This is a genomic window from Luteimonas sp. MC1750 (assembly GCF_016615955.1).
Classification (GTDB): Bacteria; Pseudomonadota; Gammaproteobacteria; order Xanthomonadales; family Xanthomonadaceae; genus Luteimonas.
In genome coordinates this window covers 492,241-510,839 of sequence record NZ_CP067113.1, presented here as the reverse complement: position 1 = coordinate 510,839, position 18,599 = coordinate 492,241, and the positions used below count along the sequence as shown (strand labels likewise).

Here is an 18,599-nt window from a genome sequence, read left to right as displayed (position 1 = left end):
CGCATGGAAACCAAGGCCAATTACGTCCTCATCGGCGCCTTCACCCTGGTGGTGGCGGTGGCCATGCTGCTGTTCGGGCTGTGGATGGCGAAATACTCCAGCGACCGCAGCTGGCAGACCTACCACGTGGTGTTCGACGAGCCGGTCACCGGACTGACCGAGGGCGGCACCGTGCAGTACAACGGCATCGCGGTGGGTACCGTGGATGCGCTGACCCTGGCGCCGCAGGACCCGCGCCGCGTGGTGGCGCGCATCCGCGTCGGCGCCGAGGTTCCGGTGAAGGTCGACACCCGCGCCAAACTGTCGATGGCCGGGCTCACCGGTTCGCCCTTCATCCAGCTCACCGGTGGCAGCCCGGACGCGCCGCGCCTGGCGGCGCGCGACGGCGACGACATCCCGGTGATCCTGACCGAGGCCTCGGCGCTGCAGAACATCGCCGACACCGCCAACCGCCTGGTGGCGCGCCTGGACGAAGTGCTGAGCGACGAGAACGTGGCGCGCATCGCCGCCACGCTCGAGAACATCGAGGGCATGACCGGCGCCGTGGCCGGGCAGCGCGAGGACCTGGCCGCGCTGATCGTCAACGCGCGCGTGGCCAGCGAGAAGCTGGTCGAGACCGTGGAGACCTCCAACCGCGCGATGACCGGCATCGACCGCGAGCTGGTGCAGAAGCTGCCCGGCATGGTGGAGCGCCTGGAGTCGACGCTGGCGCGGATCGACACCGCCGCCGGCAGCGCCGACGCGATCCTCGGCGAGAACCGCAACGCCATCAACAGCTTCGCCAACGACGGCCTGGCCCAGCTCGGCCCGACGCTGGCCGAGCTGCGCTCGCTGGTGCGCGACCTGCGCCGGATCAGCGACCGCTTCGATTCCAATCCCGCGCGCTACCTGCTCGGCCGCGACGCGCCGAAGGAGTTCGAACCCGAATGAAGCCGACCATCGCCATCGCCCGGCTCGCCGTCCTTGCCGCGCCGCTGCTGCTGGGCGCCTGTTCCCTGCTCGGCGGCGGCGAGCGTGAGGCGGGCACGATTTATGCACCCGCGCCGCAGATCCAGGCCGACGCCGCGTGGCCGCGCGTGGACTGGCAGCTCGCGGTCAATACACCCACCGCGGCCCGCACCGTCGACACCTTCCGCATCGCGGTGCGCCCGGTGCCAGGAGAACTGCAGGTTTACGCCGGCGCCAGCTGGGCGCGGGCGCCCTCGGACATGGTCGAGGACGTGATCCTGCGGACGCTGGAAGATTCCGGCCGGGTGCCCGGCGTGGCCCGGCGCGGCAGCGGCATCGCGCCCGACTATCGCCTGCTGCTCGACCTGCGCCGCTTCGAAGCCGACTACGCCGGCACCGGCAGCCCCGTCGCGACCATCGAGCTGCACGCGAAGCTGCTGCACACGCGCGAACAGGGCATTGCCGCCTCGCAGACCTTCACCATCACCGAGCCGGCGGCCGCCACGGACGTGGGCAGCGTGGCCGAGGCCTATACGCGCGCGCTGGGGGTGCTGGGCCGCGACGTCGCCGCCTGGACCCTGGACGCCGGCGAGCAGCACGCCCGCCAACGCCCGCCCCTGTAGGAGCGGCCACGGCCGCGATCCGGCCGCGCCGCCTGCGCGCGGTCGCGGCCATCCCCGCTCCCGCGGGCCTGGCGGCGGCGGTTTCGACGCGCGCCGGGTTTGCCGCCCGCGGCCGCAGCCGCGACAATCCCGTACTTCGCCGAATGGGCCGCCCGCATGAACCCGCAAGCTGACCCCAGCGTCACCGTCGACATCCCCGAGCCCGAGCGCGACGTCATGGAATACGACGTCGTCACCGTGGGCGCGGGCCCGGCGGGCCTCGCCTTCGCGATCCGCCTCAAGCAGGTCAACCCCGAGATCTCGGTCTGCGTGATCGAGAAGTCGAGCACGATCGGCGCGCACATCCTGTCCGGCGCGGTGATCGAACCCGAGCCGCTCGACGCCCTGCTGCCTGGCTGGCGCGACAACCCGCCGCCGGTCTGCGTGCCCGCGACCGAGGACGAGCTCTGGTACCTGACGAAGGACGGCGGTCGCAAGTTCCCGGTCGTGCCGCCGGGCATGCGCAACCACGGCAACCTGATCGTCAGCCTCGGCGCGATGTGCGCCTGGCTCGCGCCGCAGGCCGAAGCCCTGGGCGTGGAGATCTATCCCGGCTTCGCCGCCGCGCAGACGCTGCACGCCGAGGACGGCACGGTGATCGGCGTGCGCATCGGCGACATGGGCGTCGCGCGCGACGGCTCGGAGAAGCCCGGCTATACCGCCGGCATCGACATCCACGCCAAGGTGACCGTGCTGGCCGAAGGCGCGCGCGGCCACCTCACCAAGCGCCTGGTCAAGCGCTTCGCACTGGATGCCGACAGCGATCCGCAGGCGTATTCGATCGGCATCAAGGAGCTGTGGCAGCTGCCGGCCGGGCGCGGCATTGCCGGGAAGATCGTGCACTCGCTGGGCTGGCCCGCGGACAGCGGTACCTACGGCGGCAGCTTCCTCTACCACCTGGAGAACGACCAGGTCGCATTGGGCTATGTCAGCGGGCTCGACTACAAGGATCCCGAATACCGGCCGTGGGAGGCCTTCCAGCAGTGGAAGAACCACCCCACGGTCAAGCCGCTGCTCGAGGGCGGCAATATCCTGTCCGCCGGCGCGCGGGCCATCGTCACCGGCGGCTGGCAGTCGCTGCCGAAGGTGGAGATGCCGGGCGCACTGCTGATCGGCGATACCGCGGGCCTGCTCAACGTGCCGAAGATCAAGGGCACCCACCAGGCGATCCGCAGCGGGATGCTCGCCGCCGAGCACCTGGCCGCCAGCGCGCTGGCGCCCGCCGGCTTCGACGCGAAGCTGCGCGACTCCGACGCCGTGCGCGAGCTGCGCGCGGTGCGCAACGTCAAGCCCGGCTTCAAGAAGGGCCTGTGGTTCGGCCTAGCCAACGCCGCGCTCGAGACCGCGCTCGGCGGCCGCACGCCCTGGACGATGAAGGTCACGCCCGACTGGTCGTCGCTGCGCAAGCTGGACGAAGCCGCCTCACCCGATCGCGGTTGGGGCCCTCGCGAACTCGCCCCGCGCGACCGCCTGGCCGGCGTCTACTTCGCCGCGACCGAGCACGACGAGGACCAGCCGGTGCACCTGCTGGTGCACGACACCACGGTCTGCGTCACCCGCTGCGCCGAGGAATACGGCAACCCCTGCACCCGCTTCTGCCCCGCCGGCGTCTACGAGATCGTCGACGATCCGGATGGCCCGGCCGGCACCGGCAAGCGGCTGCAGATCAACGCCGCGAACTGCGTGCACTGCAAGACCTGCGACATCAAGGATCCCTACGAGATCATCACCTGGGTCACGCCGGAGGGCGGTTCGGGGCCGAACTACCAGAACCTCTGAGTCGCGCGCTTCAGGGTGCGCGGGCGCGCTCGGCGGCCGCGCGCTGCGCGGGATGGCGCCGGAGGTACTGGTCGGAGAACAGCTGCAGCCGGCCCTCGCGCAGGATGCCGATGAGTTCCACGCGACGCTCCGGCGGCAGCACGCAGATGTCCATGCCCGGGAAACAGTCTTCGGGCACCGGGCCTGCCGGATCCTGCGCCACCCGCGCCAGGTCGTCGGCCATCTTGAGATGCGACCCTTCGATCCCGGGCTGCTGCTCGCGCGCGCACCCGCTGACCAGGACCTGCACCGCCAGCACCGCGGCCGCGGCCAGCGCCAGCGCATGGCCGGTGCGCGCAGTGGCCGCTGCAGGCGCGCGGGACGCGCTGCCCACGCGCGCCATCGCCATGAGCAGCAGTGCCGCCACCCCGAACTGGTAGAAACTGATGTAACGCGGCTGGTCCAGGTACGCGGTGCCGAGCGCCGAGACCCTGACCATCAGCACCGCGGCCACGTGCGCATAGAACATCAGCATCAGCAGCACCGCGGCCAGCCAGGTCGAGCCTGCGCGCAGGCGCAGCGCCGACCACCAGAACCAGGCGTGCGCCAGCAGCATCACGGCCCCCAGCGCGTTGCGCAGCAGGAGCGCGCGGTCGCCCGCCAGCGCGGTGAGCGACTCCTTGCCCAGCAGGCCGGATGACGCCGGGATGGCGAACCAGGCCCAGGCCTCGCGCCACAGCACGGCCAGCGACGCGATGCGCTCCGGCAGCGGGCGGTTGAACACCGCCAGCGTGGTGCCCGAGGTGGTGCCGTACAGCGCGTACAGGCCGCGGCTCGCCACCAGGCCCAGCGCCATCAGCGCGAGCAGCACGGCCACCCGGCGCAGGCTCCGCTCGCGGAACGCGTACAGCAGCAGGGCCAGCCCCAGCGCCGCGCAGTACAGGAAGGCCGAGTCGTCGGCGACCACGCCCAGCACGAAGGCCGCCAGCGCCAGCGGCCACCCGCGCCCGCCCTGCAGTGCCCGCCATGCCGCCAGCGCCATCAGCAGCGCCAGCGCGTACAGCGCGAACCACATCGTCACCATCGGGTAGACGTAGATGAAGGTGCTGTTGAGCGAGAGCAGCACCGCCGCCACGGCGACGAAGCCGAGGCGGAAGGCGAATGGCCGCGGCGCTCCAGGCGTATCGGCCACCGCGAGGCGGTACAGCACCGCGAGCGCGAGCACGGCAAACACGATGCCCAGCAGCCCCTCGAGCATGAAGTCGAGCCCGAACCAGCGCGCGTTGACCGCCATCACCAGCTTCATCAGCGGCTGCGCGTGGTCGACGCCGGCGCGCTGGACGAAGAAGTTGGCCGGGCCGACCTGCCCGGCGGCCAGGTCGCGCAGCAGCGGATGCACGTGGTTCCAGTTGTCCGAGGCGATCAGCGGCCAGGCGACGGCGCGCACGTAGATCGCGGCGTTTGCCACCACCAGGGCCAGCAGGCCCCACATCAGGGCGCTCCGCACGCGCTCACCGCGCATTCCAACGTCGACAGCTGCCACGCCACCTCCACCACGCGACCGGTCCGCGATCATATCCGAGGACCTCGGCCGCACCGGGCCGCTATGATCCGGCGGATGCTCACCGATACCGACGCCGCACCTCCGGCGCCCCGAGGGCGCCCGTGGGCCCAGATCCTGCTGCCTGCGATGGTGTTCGCGATGGTCTTCGGCATCGCCTGCCTGCACTACCAGGGCCAGACCCTGGCCCGCGGCCCCGACCAGGCGGACATGCTGCTCGCGTTTTTCAACGAGGCCAGCCATGCGATCGAGGAGGAGGGCCTGCTCGCGGCGATGTACACCGAGGGCGTGCGCGCCGGCGAGTCGAACTGGTCGAACCCGAACTACCACATGCTGTATCCGCTCTACCTCAACTGGGCGGGCGCCGACGCGTCGCCGGCGGCCACCCTCGACCGCCTGAACCTGGTCATCGTGCTGCACCTCGCGCTGCTGGGCGCGGGCGCCTATGCCCTGGCGCGTGCGCTGGGCGTGCGCGTGGTGCCCGCGGTCCTGGTCGGGCTGGCGATTCCCTGGTTCCCCGCAGTCCGCAGCGCGGCGGGCTGGCCGCACATCATCGCCGGCATGGCCTGGATCCCCTGGGTGCTGGCCGCGCAGGTCGCGCTGTACCGGGGCTCGGGCTGGCGGCTCCAGGTGCCACGGGCCATTGGCCTGGTGATGGCGGCGACCCTGCTGGCGCACGCGCACCCGGCGCAGAACATGGTGTTCGCGGCCTGGGCCTCGGCGGCGGTCTGGCTGCTGGTATGCGCCCAGGTGCTGGCGGCACGCGACCGCGACGGGCTGCGACGGCTTGCGCGCAGCAGCGGCTGGCTCGCGCTGTCGGCCCTGCTGGTGCTGGCGCTGTGCTGGCCCTGGCTGCGCGAGATCCTCGCCTTCCATGGCCGCTCGATCCGCTGGCTGGGCGAAGTCGGCGGCTTCGTCGTCGGCGACCAGCCGGTGCCGGTGCACGCGCTGCGCTACCACGCGCTGGCGCCGGCCGACGCCGGCCAGCTGGTGGCGTTCCGGGTGCAGCCCGGTATCGGCAATGCCTACCTCGGCGCCGCGGTGCTCGTCGCGGCGCTGGGCGTGCTGTCGCGGGGCGTGCTGTCGCGAAACATGCTGTTGCGGGGCATGCCGTCGCCGGGCCTGCCCGCCGCGCCGGAAACCCGCTGCGCGCGCGCCATGCTGGCCTGCGGCCTGCTCGCGGCGGTCTTCTGCTTCGCACCGCTGGCGCCGCTGCTGACGGCGCTTCCGCTGGCGAACAAGGTGCGCGAGCTCACCTGGTGGTCCTGCCTGGCGGTGCTCCTGCTGGTGCCGCTGGTGCCGCTGGGGCTGCAGGCGCTGCAGCGCCATGCCGAAGCCGGGTCGACACCCTGGCGCAGCCCCTGGCCGTGGCTGGGCCTGGCCGGCCTCGCCTTCGCCACGGTGGCGACCGTCGGCTCAGGGGTCGCGTGGTGGCCCGCCGCCCTGCTGGCCCTGGGCCTCGCGTTCGCGGCGCTGGCGTGGACCCTGTTCGCGCGGCACGGACAGCGCGGCGCGTTCGCGGCGGCCTGTGCGCTGCTGCTGTTCGCGACCGTCTGGACCCCGTTCCGGCACAACATCCGCTTCGACTACCACGACGCGGTGCTGTTCCATCCCGACCGGGTGCAGGCGCATGCCGATGCCGCCGCGCTCGCCGCGCGCCTGGACGGCCTCGACCGCTACCGCTTCCTCATGGCCGACAGCGTCGACAATGCCCACCTGCTGACCCACGCCTGGACGCTGCACGGATTCCGCTCGATCCACGGCGGCATCGGACCCACCGAATACGCGAAGTACATGCTGCTCTCGCAGGCCAACCCGATGGTCGCCGCGCTCTATGGCGTGCGCTGGTCGATCTGGCCCGACGCCGACGCCCGCGCCGGCGACGAGGCGCTGCGCCCGGGGCTGGTCCTGCGCACGCACGATGAGGCCCTGCCGCGCCTGTTCTTCCTGTCGGGTGGCCTGGACGTGGTGGCGGATCCGGTGGAGCACCTGCGCCAGGCTGGCGATGCCTCGCCGCTGCGCGCGGCGGTGCGCAGCGCCCATCTTCCCGCCGGAGTGGACGTGACGGCCCTCGCCGGCCCCGGGCGGCTGGGCGGCGCGGTGGACCTGCGGCACAACGGCCGGACCCGACTCGAGGCCGGCATCGAAGCGGAGGGCCCGGGCCTGCTGATCCTCAACGAGGATCCCGCCGCCCGCTGGCGCGCGACGCTGGACGGTCGCCCGGCTCCGATGTTCCGGGTCAATGGCTACCAGACCGCGCTGTTCATTCCCGGGGCGGGACCGCATGAGGTCCGCATCGAGCGCCCGGGGCGGCTGTTCGGCGGATCCTGATCGCGCTCAGGGCTGCGCCGGCGCCGCGCCGGAAACCACGCACACGTCCTGCGCGGACGCCAGTCGACCGTGGCCGTCGGGCTCGAACGCGAGCACGGGCATGGCTCCCATCGCACAGGCCTGGGCCGGCGGTGCGACCGTCAGTCCGAGTTCGTAGCGTGGCTTGCGTCCGCCAGGCGTCGACACCTGGTAGCAGGGCGTGGGCCCGGCGGCGAACACGATCCACTGCTGCGCCAAGCGACGCTTGTAGCGCAGATAGAGCGTGCCGTTGCCGCACCACGGCGACGGGCCATCCAGCCCGGCCAGGCCGACCACGGGCGCGGCGGCGATCGCGTCGCGATGCGCCTCCACGACCTCGAGCATCCGCCGGTTGACCGCTTCGCCGGCGGCATAGCGCAGCGCGAGTTCGGTGCGTGCCTCGCGGTGCGCGGCCACGGCGATCGCGGCCACGGCGAGCGCGGCGACCAGCGGCAGCGCCCGGCGCGCGCGACCCCGCCCGGCCTGCGAGTCCAGGGCGGCCTGCGCGAGCGCAAGCGCGACGCCGATGATCGCGGCCATCCACGGCAGCCATGCGTAGGCGCGATAGCCGGGCATGTTGTGCGGGATGACCGCGTAGGGCAGCGCCAGCGCCACGATCGTGGCGACCAGCCAGGCCAGCCGCATGCGCATGCCCGGCAGCCGCGCCATGGCGAGCACGGCGCATGCGGCAAGCAGCGTCGCGACGGCGGTATAGCCCACGAACAGCGTGGCAAAGGCCTGCCACAGCGCCGCCGGCGCCAGCTCGACCGCATACGACGGACTGCTGGTGTCGGGCGAGAACAGGCCGGCGACGAACGGATTGCGGTCCACGGCGCTCCAGGCCATCGCGCCCGCCGGCACCGCCACGAACAGCAGCGACACGACCAGCCGGGCTGCATGCGAGAGCCTCTCCGTCCGCCGGCCAGGCGCGCCGGCCTCGTGGTGGTCGAGGACCCGGAGCAGACCTAGCAGCAGCAAAGGCGGCAGCAGGAAGTCCTCTTTCGCGAACGCGCTCGCCAGGTAGACCAGTGCCGCCACGACGCACCAGGCGACGCGCGCCCGGCGCCAGCCGTGCCAGAGCAGCAGCAGGCTGGCCAGTCCCAGCCCGTGCGAAACCAGGTTGGTCATCAGCCCGAGGTATTTGCCGTGTTCGAACGCCGCGGCATGGCTGAACAGCACGGCGCTGGCCGCCGCGGCCGGCAGCAGGCCGATGCCGACGCCGAACACGCGCGAGACCAGCAGCATCGCCAGCCACGCCACCACGACCGTGGACGCGGCCAGCACCGCGTAGCTCAGCCAGAACCCGCCGGCGGCGACGAGGAAGATGATGTTGGCCGAGACCGGGCGCTTCCAGTGCCAGCCCATGTCGGCGAACGCGCCCGACAGGAACGAGAAGTCGTCGGGGTAGTACGGGAACGGCCGGTTGGGCGTCAGCAGGTAGGCGAACGCGAGGTATGCGGCCGCGAGGACCAGCAGCAGGCCGAGCGGATGCAGGCCCCGGCCGTGCGTGCGTGCGTCTTGCATGGTCGCGAACCCCATCGCGTTCCACCCCGTTCCGTGACCGGCGGCATCATAGCGTGGGGCGAGCGGGGCACAGGGGACATGCGGCCGTGGTCTGGCAGAATACGCGGTCCCGAGGCCCGGCAGGATCCATGCGAGACGCCGCCATTCCAGTCAACTCCCTCGCCCGACAGGTCGCGCCGCTGCGCGATGGGCTGCTGGCTGCGATCGCGGAGGTGGTGGACGGCGGGCACTACGTCCTCGGCGCGGGCGTCGAGGCCTTCGAGGCCGCGTTCGCGTCCTACTGCGGCGTGGCGCACTGCGTGGGCGTCGCCAACGGCAGCGACGCGCTGGAGCTCGCGCTCCGTGCGGTCGGCGTCACGGCAGGCGACCGGGTCGCGCTGCCGGCGAACGCCGCCATGTACGCGACCGGCGCCGCGCTCGCCTGCGGCGCGGAGCCGGTGTTCGTCGATGTCACCAGCAACGCGACGCTGGATCCGGCGGCGCTCGCAGGTGCCATCGGGGCGGGCCCGCTGCGCGCCGTGGTGGCGACCCACCTGTACGGCCGCCTGGCCGATATCGAAGCGATCGCCCGCCTGTGCGCGGAGCACGGCGTCGCGCTGGTCGAGGACTGCGCCCAGGCGCATGGCGCGCGCGCGTCCGACGGCCGGCGTGCCGGCGCCTTCGGCGACGCCGCGGCCTTCAGCTTCTATCCGACCAAGAACCTGGGCGCGATCGGCGATGCCGGCGCGGTGACCTGCAGCGACACCGCGCTTGCGCAACGGCTGCGCGCCCTGCGTCAGTACGGCTGGGAGCGCAAGTACGTCAACGCACTGGCCGGTGGCCGCAACAGCCGCCTCGACGAACTGCAGGCACGCGTGCTGCTGCTGAAGCTGCCGCTGCTCGACAGCTGGAACCGGCGCCGGCGCGAGATCGCCAACCGCTACTCGCACGGGATCCGCAACGCCGGCATCGTCGTCCCCGCGCCGGGCGGCGAGGAGTACGTGGCCCACCTGTACGTGGTGCACAGCGAGCGGCGCGACGCGCTGCGCGCGCACCTTGCGCACGCCGGGATCGCCAGCGACGTGCACTATCCGCTGCCCGACCACTGGCAGCCGTGTTTCGCCGGACGCCATCGCCAGCAGTCGCTGCCGGTGACCCAACGCCACGCCCGCACGGCGCTGACCCTGCCCTGCTTCCCCGAGCTGACCGACGACGAGGCCGGGGAGGTGATCGACGCATGCAACCGGTTCTGAGACCCGCGCTGAGCATCGTGGTGCCGGTGTACTGCAACGCCGGTTCGATCCCGCAGCTGCTGGCGGCCCTGCGCAGGCTGGCGCCGCAGGTCGAGGGCGGACTCGAAGCCGTGTTCGTGATCGACGGCAGCCCGGATGCCAGCCACGCCCTGCTGCGCGAGGCGCTGCCGTCGGCCGGATTCCCGGCGCGCCTGGTCGAACTCACCCGCAACTTCGGCGCCTTCCCGGCGATCCGGGTCGGCCTCGAGCGCGCCCGCGGCGAGGTCATCGCGGTGCTCGCGGCCGACATGCAGGAGCCGCCGGAGCTTGCGCTGGAGTTCCTGGCCGCCCTGCGCGGAGGCGCCGCCGACGTCTGCTTCGGGGTGCGCGAGGGACGCGACGACCCGCTGGCCGGCCGGCTGCTGTCGACCGCGTTCTGGTCGATGTACCGCCGCTTCGTGATGTCGGACATTCCGCGCGGCGGGGTCGACGTCTTCGCGCTGACCGCCGACTTCCGCGACCGCCTGGTCACGCTGCGCGAAGCGCATACCAACCTGGTGGCGCAGCTGTTCTGGCTCGGCGGACGGCGGGTGTTCGTGCCCTATGCCCGCCTGCGCCGCGCGCATGGCCGCAGCGCGTGGACCCTGCGCAAGAAGGTCGCCTACTTCCTCGACAGCGTATTCGCCTTCAGCGACCTGCCGGTCCGCATCCTGCTCATGACCGGCGGCCTGGCCCTGGTGACCGCGGCGCTGCTGGCGGCGGTGGTGATCGTCGCGCGCATCTCCGGCTGGGTCACCGTGCCCGGCTACGCGGCCACGGTGTTCACCATCCTGTTCTTCGGCGCCATCAACACCCTGGGCCTGGGGGTGGTCGGCAGCTATGCCTGGCGCGCCTTCGAGAACACCAAGGCGCGCCCGCTCGCGCTGGTGCACTCCGAGGAAACCTTCGAGGACGATCGCTGATGGACTACTTCGTGCACCCCAACGCGCTGTGCGAGAGCGACGACATCGGCGCCGGCACGCGCATCTGGGCGTTCGCGCACGTGCTGCCGGGCGCGCGCATCGGCCGCGACTGCAACATCTGCGACGGGGTCTTCATCGAAGGCGACGCGGTGATCGGCGACCGCAGCACGATCAAGTGCGGGGTCCAGGTCTGGGACGCGGTGCGCCTGGGCAACGACGTCTTCGTCGGCCCCAACGCCACCTTCAGCAACGACGTCTTCCCACGCAGCCGGCAACGCCCCGAGCGCTACGTCGAGACCGTGGTCGAGGACGGCGCGTCCATCGGTGCCAACGCCACCCTGCTGCCGGGGGTGCGCATCGGCCGCGGCGCCATGATCGGCGCCGGCGCGGTGATCACGCGCTCGGTCCCCGCGAACGCGATCGTGGTCGGAAATCCGGCGCGCATCGTCGGCTACACCGATGCCGACGAGGACGGCGGCCGGGGCAAGGCCGCGCGCGTCGCCGCGCCGGAGCGCGTGCAAGCGCAGCGGGATCGCGAAGCCGCTGCCACGCCCGGCAGCGACGACGGGACGGGGCACCCGGATGGCGCCCGCCTGCAGCGGCTCGCGCGCTTCGTCGACGTGCGCGGCTCGCTGTCGGTGGGCGAATTCAGCCGCGACCTGCCCTTTGAGCCCGCCCGCTACTTCCTGGTGTTCGACGTCCCGTCGCGCGAGACCCGCGGCGAGCATGCGCACCGCCGGTGCCACCAGTTCCTGCTCTGCGTGCACGGCTCGGTCAAGGTCCTGGCCGACGATGGCCGCCAGCGCCGGGCCTTCGTCCTCGACTCGCCCGATACCGGCCTGCACCTGCCGCCGATGACCTGGGGAACGCAGTACCGCTACTCGCCCGACGCCGTCCTGCTGGTCTTCGCCTCGCATGCCTACGACGCCGGCGACTACATCCGCGACTACGACGAGTTCCTGGCGCTGGCGACCGGCGAGGGCCCATGAGCCGTCCCGCCGGCCCGCCGCGGCCGGCAGCGGGTGGCGCCACGACCGCCGCCACCCTGCTCCGCTTCCTCCTGACCGGCGGTGCCAACACCCTGGCCAGCCTGGGCGTGTACTGGCTGCTGCTGCCCTGGCTCCGGCCGCAGGCGGCCTATGCCGCCAGCTTCGTCTTCGGCGTCTGCCTGGGCTACCTGCTGCACAGCCGCTACGCCTTCCGCGTGCGGCACAGCTGGCGCGGATTCGCCGCCTGGCCGCTGGTCTGCCTGGCAGGCTGGGCGGCGGGTGCGTCGATGCTGGCGCTCTCCATCGGCCCGCTGGGCCTGGATGCGCGCCTGGCGCCGCTGCTGTCGGTCGCCGCCAGCGTGCCGGTGACCTTCCTGCTCGGCCGCCGGGTCCTGCGGGCCTGATTCGCGCCCGCGGCCATGGCCGGCTAAAATCGCGGGTTTCCGCCCTACCCCCCAAGGACGCACCGCAACGATGAAGATCCTCGTCGGCTACAAGCGAGTGGTGGACTACAACGTCCGCATCCAGGTCAAGCCGGACGGCACCGGCGTGGTCACCGACGGCGTCAAGCTGTCGGCCAATCCCTTCGACGAGATCGCGCTGGAGGAGGCGCTGCGCCTGCGCGACAAGGGCATCGCCACCGAGGTCGTGGTCGCCACCATCGCCCCCGCCGACGCCCAGGCCCACCTGCGCAACGGCCTGGCGATGGGCGCCAACCGTGCGATCCACGTGGTGGTCGACGCCGGCCAGGAGGTGCAGCCGCTGGCGGCGGCCCGCGCGCTGCTGAAGCTGGTCGAGAAGGAATCGCCCGACCTGGTGATCCTAGGCAAGCAGGCGATCGACGACGACGCCAACCAGACCGGCCAGATGCTGGCCACGCTCTGGGGCCGTCCGCAGGCCACCTTCGCCAGCAAGGTCGAGGTCGCCGATGGCAAGGCCACCGTCACCCGCGAGGTCGACGCCGGCCTGGAAACGCTCGAGGTCGACCTGCCGGCCGTGGTCACCACCGACCTGCGCCTGAACGAGCCGCGCTTCATCAAGCTGCCCGACATCATGAAAGCCAAGTCCAAGCCGATGGACACCATCGCCTGGGCCGAGCTCGGCGTCGACGAGGGCCAGGGCCTGAAAACCACGCAGTACGCCGCGCCCGCGAAGCGCAGCAAGGGCGTGATGGTGAAGGACGCGGCCGAACTCGTCGCCGCACTCAAGGACAAGGGGCTGCTCTGATGGCCAAGGTACTCATCGTCGCCGAACACCACGACGGCAAGCTCAACGGCTCCACCGCGAAGTGCGTCAGCGCCGCGCAGGCACTCTCGCCCGAGGCCATCGACATCGTGGTGCTGGCCGCCGACCCGGCGACCGTCGCCGCGGACGCCGCGCAGCTCGCCGGCGTCACCCGCGTGCTGACCGTCGCCAACGAGGCCAATGCGAACGCCATCGCCCAGGTGCTGGCGCCGCAGGTCGCCAGGCTGGCCGACCGCTACAGCCACGTCTTCGGCCCCAGCTCGACCTTCGGCAAGGACCTGATGCCCTGCGTGGCCGCGCTGCTGGGCGTGCCGCAGGTGTCCGACCTGATGGGCGTCGAGGGCGAATACACCTTCAAGCGCCCGATCTACGCCGGCAATGCGATCGTCACCGTCGAGGCCCCGGCGGGCCAGACCGTGGTCGCCACCGTGCGCACCGCGTCTTGGAAGGAAGCGGCCAAGGGCGGCAGCGCCGCGGTCGAGGCGGCCAGCGTCGACGCGACCCTGCCCACGCACACCCGCTTCGTCGGCCTGGCCGCGGGCAGCACCGACCGCCCCGACCTGCAGGGCGCGAAGCGCGTGGTCTCCGGCGGCCGCGGCGTGGGCTCGGCCGAGAACTTCGAGGTCATCTACAAGTTCGCCGACAAGCTCGGCGCCGCCGTGGGCGCATCGCGCGCCGCGGTCGACGCCGGCTACTGCCCCAACGAGATGCAGGTCGGCCAGACCGGCAAGATCATCGCCCCGGAGCTCTACGTCGCGATCGGCATCAGCGGCGCGATCCAGCACCTGACCGGCATCAAGGACGCCGGCACGATCGTCGCGATCAACAAGGACGCGGATGCGGCGATCTTCGAGATCGCGGACATCGGGCTGGTGGGGGATCTGTTCCAGGTGCTGCCGGAGTTGGAAGCGGCGCTGGGCTGAGGCTACCGGTCGCGGCAGGCCCCGGTCGCAGGGGCCTGCCGTCCGCCTCGCGCGCAGGACCGCGCAGTCTTCAGGGCTTGCGCAGTAACCAGACCTCGATGTCGGGGGGGAGCACGGCAAGCAGCGGCGTTGCCACGGTGACCGCACCCGCGAGCAGCGCTGCCTTGGCCACCGGCACGTCCCTTGAATAGCGGATGCGGGAATACAGTCCGCGGATCGCGACTGACGGCAGCACCATGGTCTCTGCCAACTCGAATCCATGACGCGCGGCCAGCGCCCGCATCACCGCGGTGTCGAAATAGTGGACGTGGGGCGAAGGGAACCCGAGCTGCCACATCCGTTCGAATGTGCGCGCCAGGTGCAGGCGCGCCATCATCTTCGAAAGCCGGTACAGGAATCCGCGGCGCGAGGGCGAGTTCACGATCAGCCAGCCGCCGTGTGAAAGATGCCGGGAGACCGCCGCCAGCGTGGCGTTGACGTCGGGAATGTGCTCGAGCACGTCGTTGAAAACGATGAGGTCGAAACGCTCGTCGGCCCCAAGCACGTCAGGAAAGAAACCACTGCGCACCGCCAGTCCACGCGCACGTGCCGCGGCGGCGACGGAGGCGTCAGGCTCGATTCCCACAGTATCGAAGCCGGCACCCGCCGCCTCGATGAACCAGCCGTGCGCGCACCCCACATCGAGCAGGCGAGGCCGTAATGTCCGGACCGGTACCGGGAGTGTCCCGAGTCGCTGCAGCAGCCGCGCGAAGTTAGCTCGCCTGAGCGCCTGGAGCCCATCGTGTCGCGCCGCCTCGTCCAGGTCGCCTCCCGCGGCCTGCTCGAGGATATGCGGCTCGAGCGTGCTGCCTTCATAGGTGCAGGCGGTGCAGCACAGATGCCACGGCTGCACGCCCGTCACCAGCTCCGCCCCGCAGGCGGGGCAACGGCTCAGGCCTGGGGCTTCCAGCCGGTCAACGCGATTCCCATCAGGATCACCAGCCCACCCGCGAGCGTTTGCCATCTAAGAGGCTCCCCAAGAAAGATCGCCGCAGCCACCGGAACCAGCAGGAACGACAGACCGTAGAACGGAAAGGCGAACGACAGCGGCACCCTCGACAACACGACCAGCCAGGTCACGGTTGCAAGCCCGTAGATCGCTAGGGCAGCCACGAGTGGCACGGTCAGCCAGGTGGAGGGCTGCGACAGCACGAGATGCGACGACGCCGTCTTGAACAGCACCTGCCCGAACGAGAGCATGGCGATGGTGCAGACGATCAGGGCCAGGTTCGCACCCGTCAGGTATTCCGCTTTGCTCACGTCAGTCCGGCCAATGGAACAGTCGTATTAGCATATCCGGTCCGCAAGTGGCCTGCACCCCGCTGGTACACTGCGCGGCCGTACTCCCCGCCCCAGGAACGCACACGTGCCCGCGAACTCTTCAGCCACGGATGGGCGCCGCACACGGCTCGCAACGGGCACTGTTCGGTTCGAATGGATGCACCGCCGACCGCGCCGCTCGCTGGCGCTGCTCGCAGTGCTCGCTTTTCTCGCGGCGAGCGTGCTGATCGGCGGCTATCTCCAGTCACGGGCCAAACTGAAGTTCGACCTGCAGTCGCCGGTCGCCACGCAGCTGCAGGTCTTTCATTCGACCGATGGCCTGTTCCGCGAGGCCGACTCGCACTCGGAGACCGCGGCCGCGGGCACGAAACGCATGCGGCTGCGAATCCCGGCGGGCTACAGCGAGCACCTGCGGATCGACCCGGCGCCGGGCGGACCCGTGCTGCGCCTCTGCAAGCTCGGCGCGCGCGATGGACGGCTCGTGCTGTACGACATCGCAGGGACCAACCAGCTGGCGGCGCACATCGATGCCGGCTGCCTCGTGCTGGAACCGCATGCCGGTGCGGAAGATCCGTTCGTCGTCCTCATCGCCCAGGGCGTGGTGGCAGAAGACCACGTGCGCGGTTGGAGGGTAGCCATGGCGCTCTCCGCACTCCTGCTCGCGGCGGCGCTGCTTGTCGGGCTGCAGCTGGCCGAGAGCATCGAGCGCCTCTCGCTGGCCTCGCGCAGGCTCTTCGAGACGGCGTCGCGGCACGCGCACTGGCTCGCTTTTGGATCGATGCTGCTTCTCGGGGGCCAGATCCTGCATGCGCTGCCGCCGAACGGGGTGCCCGATGAGCCCGCGCACCTGAGCAAGATTGCGAAGATGCACGGCGGCGTTCTCCTTGGTGATTCGGGCCACGAGCCGGTGGTCGATGTGGCCGCGATGTACGGCGAGCTATGGGGCGGCGTCCCGCGGCCCGAGGCACTCGACCGCTCCGTGCTGGAGCGGCAGCTGGAACAGCCACTGGCCTGCGACCGCGCACCCCGCGCTCTTCCCAGGTCCGCGGACCAGTACGCGCCGCACCTCTATGTCGCACCAACCCTCGCGATGGCGGCGTCGTGCGGGATGGGCGCAAGCTTCGGTGGCTTCCTCGATACCGCCCGGATCTTCAACCTGCTGCTGGGTGCCTTCCTAGTCGCGTTCGGGATCCGCCAGGCCGGCCACGGCAAATGGGCGCTGTTCATTGTTGCAATGCTGCCGATGACCATCAGCCAGGTGGCGTCGATCAGTGCGGATTCGATGCTCCTCTCCCTGACCCTGTGCTTCATCGGCTACGTCTCCGGCGTGGCTTCGGGCAAGGTTGGCTGGAGCCAGGCACGCATCGTGCTCCCGCTGCTCGCCGTCGGGCTCGCATTCGCCAAGCCCGGGGCTGCATGGATCCTGGCCGCGGTGCTTTTCTGCTATCCCGCATTCCGCGACAACCGCCGGCGCTTCGCCGCGCTGGCGGCCACCTCCATGCTGCTGCCGTGGCTGATCCACGTGGGCTGGACCCTGTGGTCCGCGGGGAACGCCCACTACGGCCCCGGTGTCGACCCTGAGCAGAACAGGGCGCTGCTCCTGGAGCAGCCGGGAGTGGTCGCGCGCATGGCGTTCAATACCTTCCTTGGCGACGGTTTGCCCCATCTCTACAACTCCATGATCGGCCGGCTTGGCTGGCTTGACATCCCGCTGTCCCCCTGGGCCTACGTCGCAGGCGGATGGATGCTGTTCGCCAGCGTCTGGACGAATCCCGATGACATGCGCCTGCCCATGTGGGTGCGCGTCCTCGCCCTGATGGCAGCTGGTGGCTCGCTATTGCTTCTCGCGCTCCCCTTGCTTCTGACCTGGACGCAGCCGGGCGCGCCTGTCATCCAGGGCCTGCAGGGTCGCTACTTCCTGCCCACCCTCGCCTTCGTGCTCGTCTTCTGCGCTCTGCGCGCGACACCGGTGGCGCGCCTGGTACTGCTGGCATGCGTCCTCTGCGCCCCCATGCTTTCGCTGGATGCACTTTCCAGCATCCATTTGCGCTACCACGGTTCCTGACATGATCCAGTCTGCCGTAGACCAGACCCTCCGCTCCCGCAACGCCCGCCCGCACGTCGCTGCGGTGCTCCCCTGTTACCGGGTGACCGCCCACATCCTCGACGTCCTGGCGCGCATGCCGGCGATCGTCGACACGATCGTGGTCGTGGACGACGCCTGTCCGGACGGTTCAGGCCGACTGGTCGAGGGGTCGTGCCAGGATCCGCGCGTGCGCGTCCACTACAACGGGCAGAACCAGGGCGTGGGCGGTGCCGTGCTCAACGGCTACAGGGTGGCGATCGCCGCGGGTGCCGACGTCATCGTCAAGATCGATGGCGACGGCCAGATGGATCCGGGGCTGGTCACGCGCTTCATCGCGCCGATCCTCGCCGGTGAAGCCGACTACACCAAGGGCAATCGCTTCTTCGACCTGACCAACATCACCCGCATGCCGCCGTTGCGCATCTTCGGCAACGCGGTGCTGTCGTTCATGGCCAAGCTGTCCACCGGTTACTGGGACCTGTTCGACCCCACCAACGGATACACGGCCATCCACGCGGCGGTGGCCGGACGGCTGCCGTTCGACCGGATCAGCAAGCGCTACTTCTTCGAGACCGACATGCTGTTCCGCCTCAACACGCTGCGGGCGGTGGCGGTGGACGTGCCGATGGACGCGCACTACGGCGACGAGGTCAGCAACCTGCGCATCTCGCGCATCCTGGGCGAGTTCCTCGCCAAGCACGCGCGCAATCTCTGCAAGCGCATCTTCTACAACTACTTCCTGCGCGACATGTCGCTGGCGTCGATCGAGCTGGTGGCGGGTGCCGTGCTGGTGGCCGGAGGCACGCTCTTCGGCGCGTCGGCCTGGCTGCAGTCGATGCAGGCCGGGGTGCCGACGCCCGCCGGCACGGTGATGCTGGCGGCACTGCCGATCATCCTCGGGCTGCAGTTCCTGCTGGCTTTCCTGGGCTATGACATCGGTTCGGTGCCACGCCGTCCCATGCACAGGTCGGCGGTCGCGCGCATCCCTGCAGCGGCGGCGCCGGACGTGCCTGCGGGCGGCTGAACAGGCGGGCGGCGCCTGGACGCCGGCCCGCCCGCAA

The 18,599-nt window shown here is 71.1% G+C and carries 16 protein-coding genes; 12 read left to right on the top strand and 4 right to left on the bottom strand.

Features of this window, described 5'->3' with window-relative positions; all coding sequences use genetic code 11:
• Nucleotides 1-3: 3 nt before the first annotated feature.
• From JGR68_RS02405 to JGR68_RS02395, 3 genes are all read left to right on the top strand, one after another.
• Nucleotides 4-930 carry an MlaD family protein gene (locus JGR68_RS02405; protein ID WP_199360236.1) on the top strand — a complete coding sequence of 309 codons (927 nt, stop codon included), beginning with the start codon at nucleotides 4-6 and terminating at the stop codon, nucleotides 928-930.
• The gene (locus tag JGR68_RS02400; RefSeq protein ID WP_199360235.1) at nucleotides 927-1,571 is read left to right on the top strand and encodes an ABC-type transport auxiliary lipoprotein family protein; all 645 of its coding nucleotides are present in this window, start codon (nucleotides 927-929) and stop codon (nucleotides 1,569-1,571) included. The genes JGR68_RS02405 and JGR68_RS02400 overlap by 4 nt, the downstream gene beginning before the upstream one ends.
• Before the next feature lie 156 nt (nucleotides 1,572-1,727).
• Nucleotides 1,728-3,389 (top strand): electron transfer flavoprotein-ubiquinone oxidoreductase, encoded by a 1,662-nt coding sequence (locus JGR68_RS02395; RefSeq protein WP_199360234.1) that lies wholly within the window; start codon nucleotides 1,728-1,730, stop codon nucleotides 3,387-3,389.
• A gap of 10 nt (nucleotides 3,390-3,399) precedes the next feature.
• Here the strand turns inward: JGR68_RS02395 and JGR68_RS02390 are convergent, their stop codons facing one another.
• Nucleotides 3,400-4,860: a hypothetical protein gene (locus tag JGR68_RS02390; protein ID WP_200672715.1), complete on the bottom strand. Its 1,461-nt coding sequence runs from the start codon at nucleotides 4,858-4,860 to the stop codon at nucleotides 3,400-3,402.
• Between the two features lie 126 nt (nucleotides 4,861-4,986).
• On the opposite strand from JGR68_RS02390, the gene JGR68_RS02385 reads away from it, so the two are divergent.
• A complete protein-coding gene (locus JGR68_RS02385; RefSeq protein WP_199360232.1) occupies nucleotides 4,987-7,260 on the top strand; it encodes a hypothetical protein in 2,274 nt (757 codons plus the stop codon).
• A 6-nt stretch (nucleotides 7,261-7,266) separates the two neighbouring features.
• On the opposite strand, the gene JGR68_RS02380 is transcribed toward JGR68_RS02385, so the two are convergent.
• Nucleotides 7,267-8,802, bottom strand: a complete 1,536-nt coding sequence (locus JGR68_RS02380; RefSeq protein ID WP_199360231.1) for a hypothetical protein — start codon at nucleotides 8,800-8,802, stop codon at nucleotides 7,267-7,269.
• A 128-nt stretch (nucleotides 8,803-8,930) separates the two neighbouring features.
• Between JGR68_RS02380 and JGR68_RS02375 the strand changes: the two genes are divergently transcribed.
• The 6 genes from JGR68_RS02375 (at nucleotide 8,931) to JGR68_RS02350 (ending at nucleotide 14,132) form a co-directional block, all read left to right on the top strand.
• Entirely contained in the window at nucleotides 8,931-10,034 is a 1,104-nt protein-coding gene (locus tag JGR68_RS02375; RefSeq protein WP_199360230.1) for a DegT/DnrJ/EryC1/StrS family aminotransferase, read from the top strand.
• Nucleotides 10,019-10,975 carry a glycosyltransferase family 2 protein gene (locus JGR68_RS02370; protein WP_199360229.1) on the top strand — a complete coding sequence of 319 codons (957 nt, stop codon included), beginning with the start codon at nucleotides 10,019-10,021 and terminating at the stop codon, nucleotides 10,973-10,975. The genes JGR68_RS02375 and JGR68_RS02370 overlap by 16 nt, the downstream gene beginning before the upstream one ends.
• Entirely contained in the window at nucleotides 10,975-11,964 is a 990-nt protein-coding gene (locus JGR68_RS02365) for a WxcM-like domain-containing protein (protein ID WP_199360228.1), read from the top strand. Before JGR68_RS02370 ends, JGR68_RS02365 begins: the two co-directional genes overlap by 1 nt.
• Complete coding sequence (locus JGR68_RS02360; protein ID WP_199360227.1) at nucleotides 11,961-12,368, top strand: GtrA family protein; 408 nt, start codon at nucleotides 11,961-11,963, stop codon at nucleotides 12,366-12,368. Before JGR68_RS02365 ends, JGR68_RS02360 begins: the two co-directional genes overlap by 4 nt.
• Before the next feature lie 70 nt (nucleotides 12,369-12,438).
• A complete protein-coding gene (locus tag JGR68_RS02355) occupies nucleotides 12,439-13,191 on the top strand; it encodes an electron transfer flavoprotein subunit beta/FixA family protein (RefSeq protein ID WP_199360226.1) in 753 nt (250 codons plus the stop codon).
• A complete protein-coding gene (locus tag JGR68_RS02350; protein WP_199360225.1) occupies nucleotides 13,191-14,132 on the top strand; it encodes an electron transfer flavoprotein subunit alpha/FixB family protein in 942 nt (313 codons plus the stop codon). The genes JGR68_RS02355 and JGR68_RS02350 overlap by 1 nt, the downstream gene beginning before the upstream one ends.
• Before the next feature lie 70 nt (nucleotides 14,133-14,202).
• Here JGR68_RS02350 and JGR68_RS02345 read toward each other — a convergent pair whose 3' ends face one another.
• Together JGR68_RS02345 and JGR68_RS02340 are read right to left on the bottom strand one after the other, a co-directional pair.
• Nucleotides 14,203-15,033, bottom strand: a complete 831-nt coding sequence (locus JGR68_RS02345) for a class I SAM-dependent methyltransferase (RefSeq protein ID WP_199360224.1) — start codon at nucleotides 15,031-15,033, stop codon at nucleotides 14,203-14,205.
• A 29-nt stretch (nucleotides 15,034-15,062) separates the two neighbouring features.
• Nucleotides 15,063-15,431, bottom strand: a complete 369-nt coding sequence (locus JGR68_RS02340; protein WP_199360223.1) for an EamA family transporter — start codon at nucleotides 15,429-15,431, stop codon at nucleotides 15,063-15,065.
• A gap of 178 nt (nucleotides 15,432-15,609) precedes the next feature.
• Here JGR68_RS02340 and JGR68_RS02335 point away from each other — a divergent pair, with 178 nt between their 5' ends.
• Nucleotides 15,610-17,517 (top strand): DUF2142 domain-containing protein, encoded by a 1,908-nt coding sequence (locus JGR68_RS02335; protein ID WP_199360222.1) that lies wholly within the window; start codon nucleotides 15,610-15,612, stop codon nucleotides 17,515-17,517.
• A gap of 1 nt (nucleotide 17,518) precedes the next feature.
• Nucleotides 17,519-18,562: a glycosyltransferase family 2 protein gene (locus tag JGR68_RS02330; protein ID WP_199360221.1), complete on the top strand. Its 1,044-nt coding sequence runs from the start codon at nucleotides 17,519-17,521 to the stop codon at nucleotides 18,560-18,562.
• The last annotated feature ends 37 nt before the right edge of the window (nucleotides 18,563-18,599 follow it).

Excerpts from the sequence above, each read along its gene's own strand:
- JGR68_RS02405 (WP_199360236.1), top strand. The coding sequence starts at position 4 with ATGGAAACCAAGGCCAATTACGTCCTCATCGGCGCCTTCACCCTGGTG.
- JGR68_RS02400 (WP_199360235.1), top strand. The coding sequence starts at position 927 with ATGAAGCCGACCATCGCCATCGCCCGGCTCGCCGTCCTTGCCGCGCCG.
- JGR68_RS02395 (WP_199360234.1), top strand. The coding sequence starts at position 1,728 with ATGAACCCGCAAGCTGACCCCAGCGTCACCGTCGACATCCCCGAGCCC.
- JGR68_RS02390 (WP_200672715.1), bottom strand. The coding sequence starts at position 4,860 with ATGTGGGGCCTGCTGGCCCTGGTGGTGGCAAACGCCGCGATCTACGTG.
- JGR68_RS02385 (WP_199360232.1), top strand. The coding sequence starts at position 4,987 with ATGCTCACCGATACCGACGCCGCACCTCCGGCGCCCCGAGGGCGCCCG.
- JGR68_RS02380 (WP_199360231.1), bottom strand. The coding sequence starts at position 8,802 with ATGCAAGACGCACGCACGCACGGCCGGGGCCTGCATCCGCTCGGCCTG.
- JGR68_RS02375 (WP_199360230.1), top strand. The coding sequence starts at position 8,931 with ATGCGAGACGCCGCCATTCCAGTCAACTCCCTCGCCCGACAGGTCGCG.
- JGR68_RS02370 (WP_199360229.1), top strand. The coding sequence starts at position 10,019 with ATGCAACCGGTTCTGAGACCCGCGCTGAGCATCGTGGTGCCGGTGTAC.
- JGR68_RS02365 (WP_199360228.1), top strand. The coding sequence starts at position 10,975 with ATGGACTACTTCGTGCACCCCAACGCGCTGTGCGAGAGCGACGACATC.
- JGR68_RS02360 (WP_199360227.1), top strand. The coding sequence starts at position 11,961 with ATGAGCCGTCCCGCCGGCCCGCCGCGGCCGGCAGCGGGTGGCGCCACG.
- JGR68_RS02355 (WP_199360226.1), top strand. The coding sequence starts at position 12,439 with ATGAAGATCCTCGTCGGCTACAAGCGAGTGGTGGACTACAACGTCCGC.
- JGR68_RS02350 (WP_199360225.1), top strand. The coding sequence starts at position 13,191 with ATGGCCAAGGTACTCATCGTCGCCGAACACCACGACGGCAAGCTCAAC.
- JGR68_RS02335 (WP_199360222.1), top strand. The coding sequence starts at position 15,610 with ATGCACCGCCGACCGCGCCGCTCGCTGGCGCTGCTCGCAGTGCTCGCT.
- JGR68_RS02330 (WP_199360221.1), top strand. The coding sequence starts at position 17,519 with ATGATCCAGTCTGCCGTAGACCAGACCCTCCGCTCCCGCAACGCCCGC.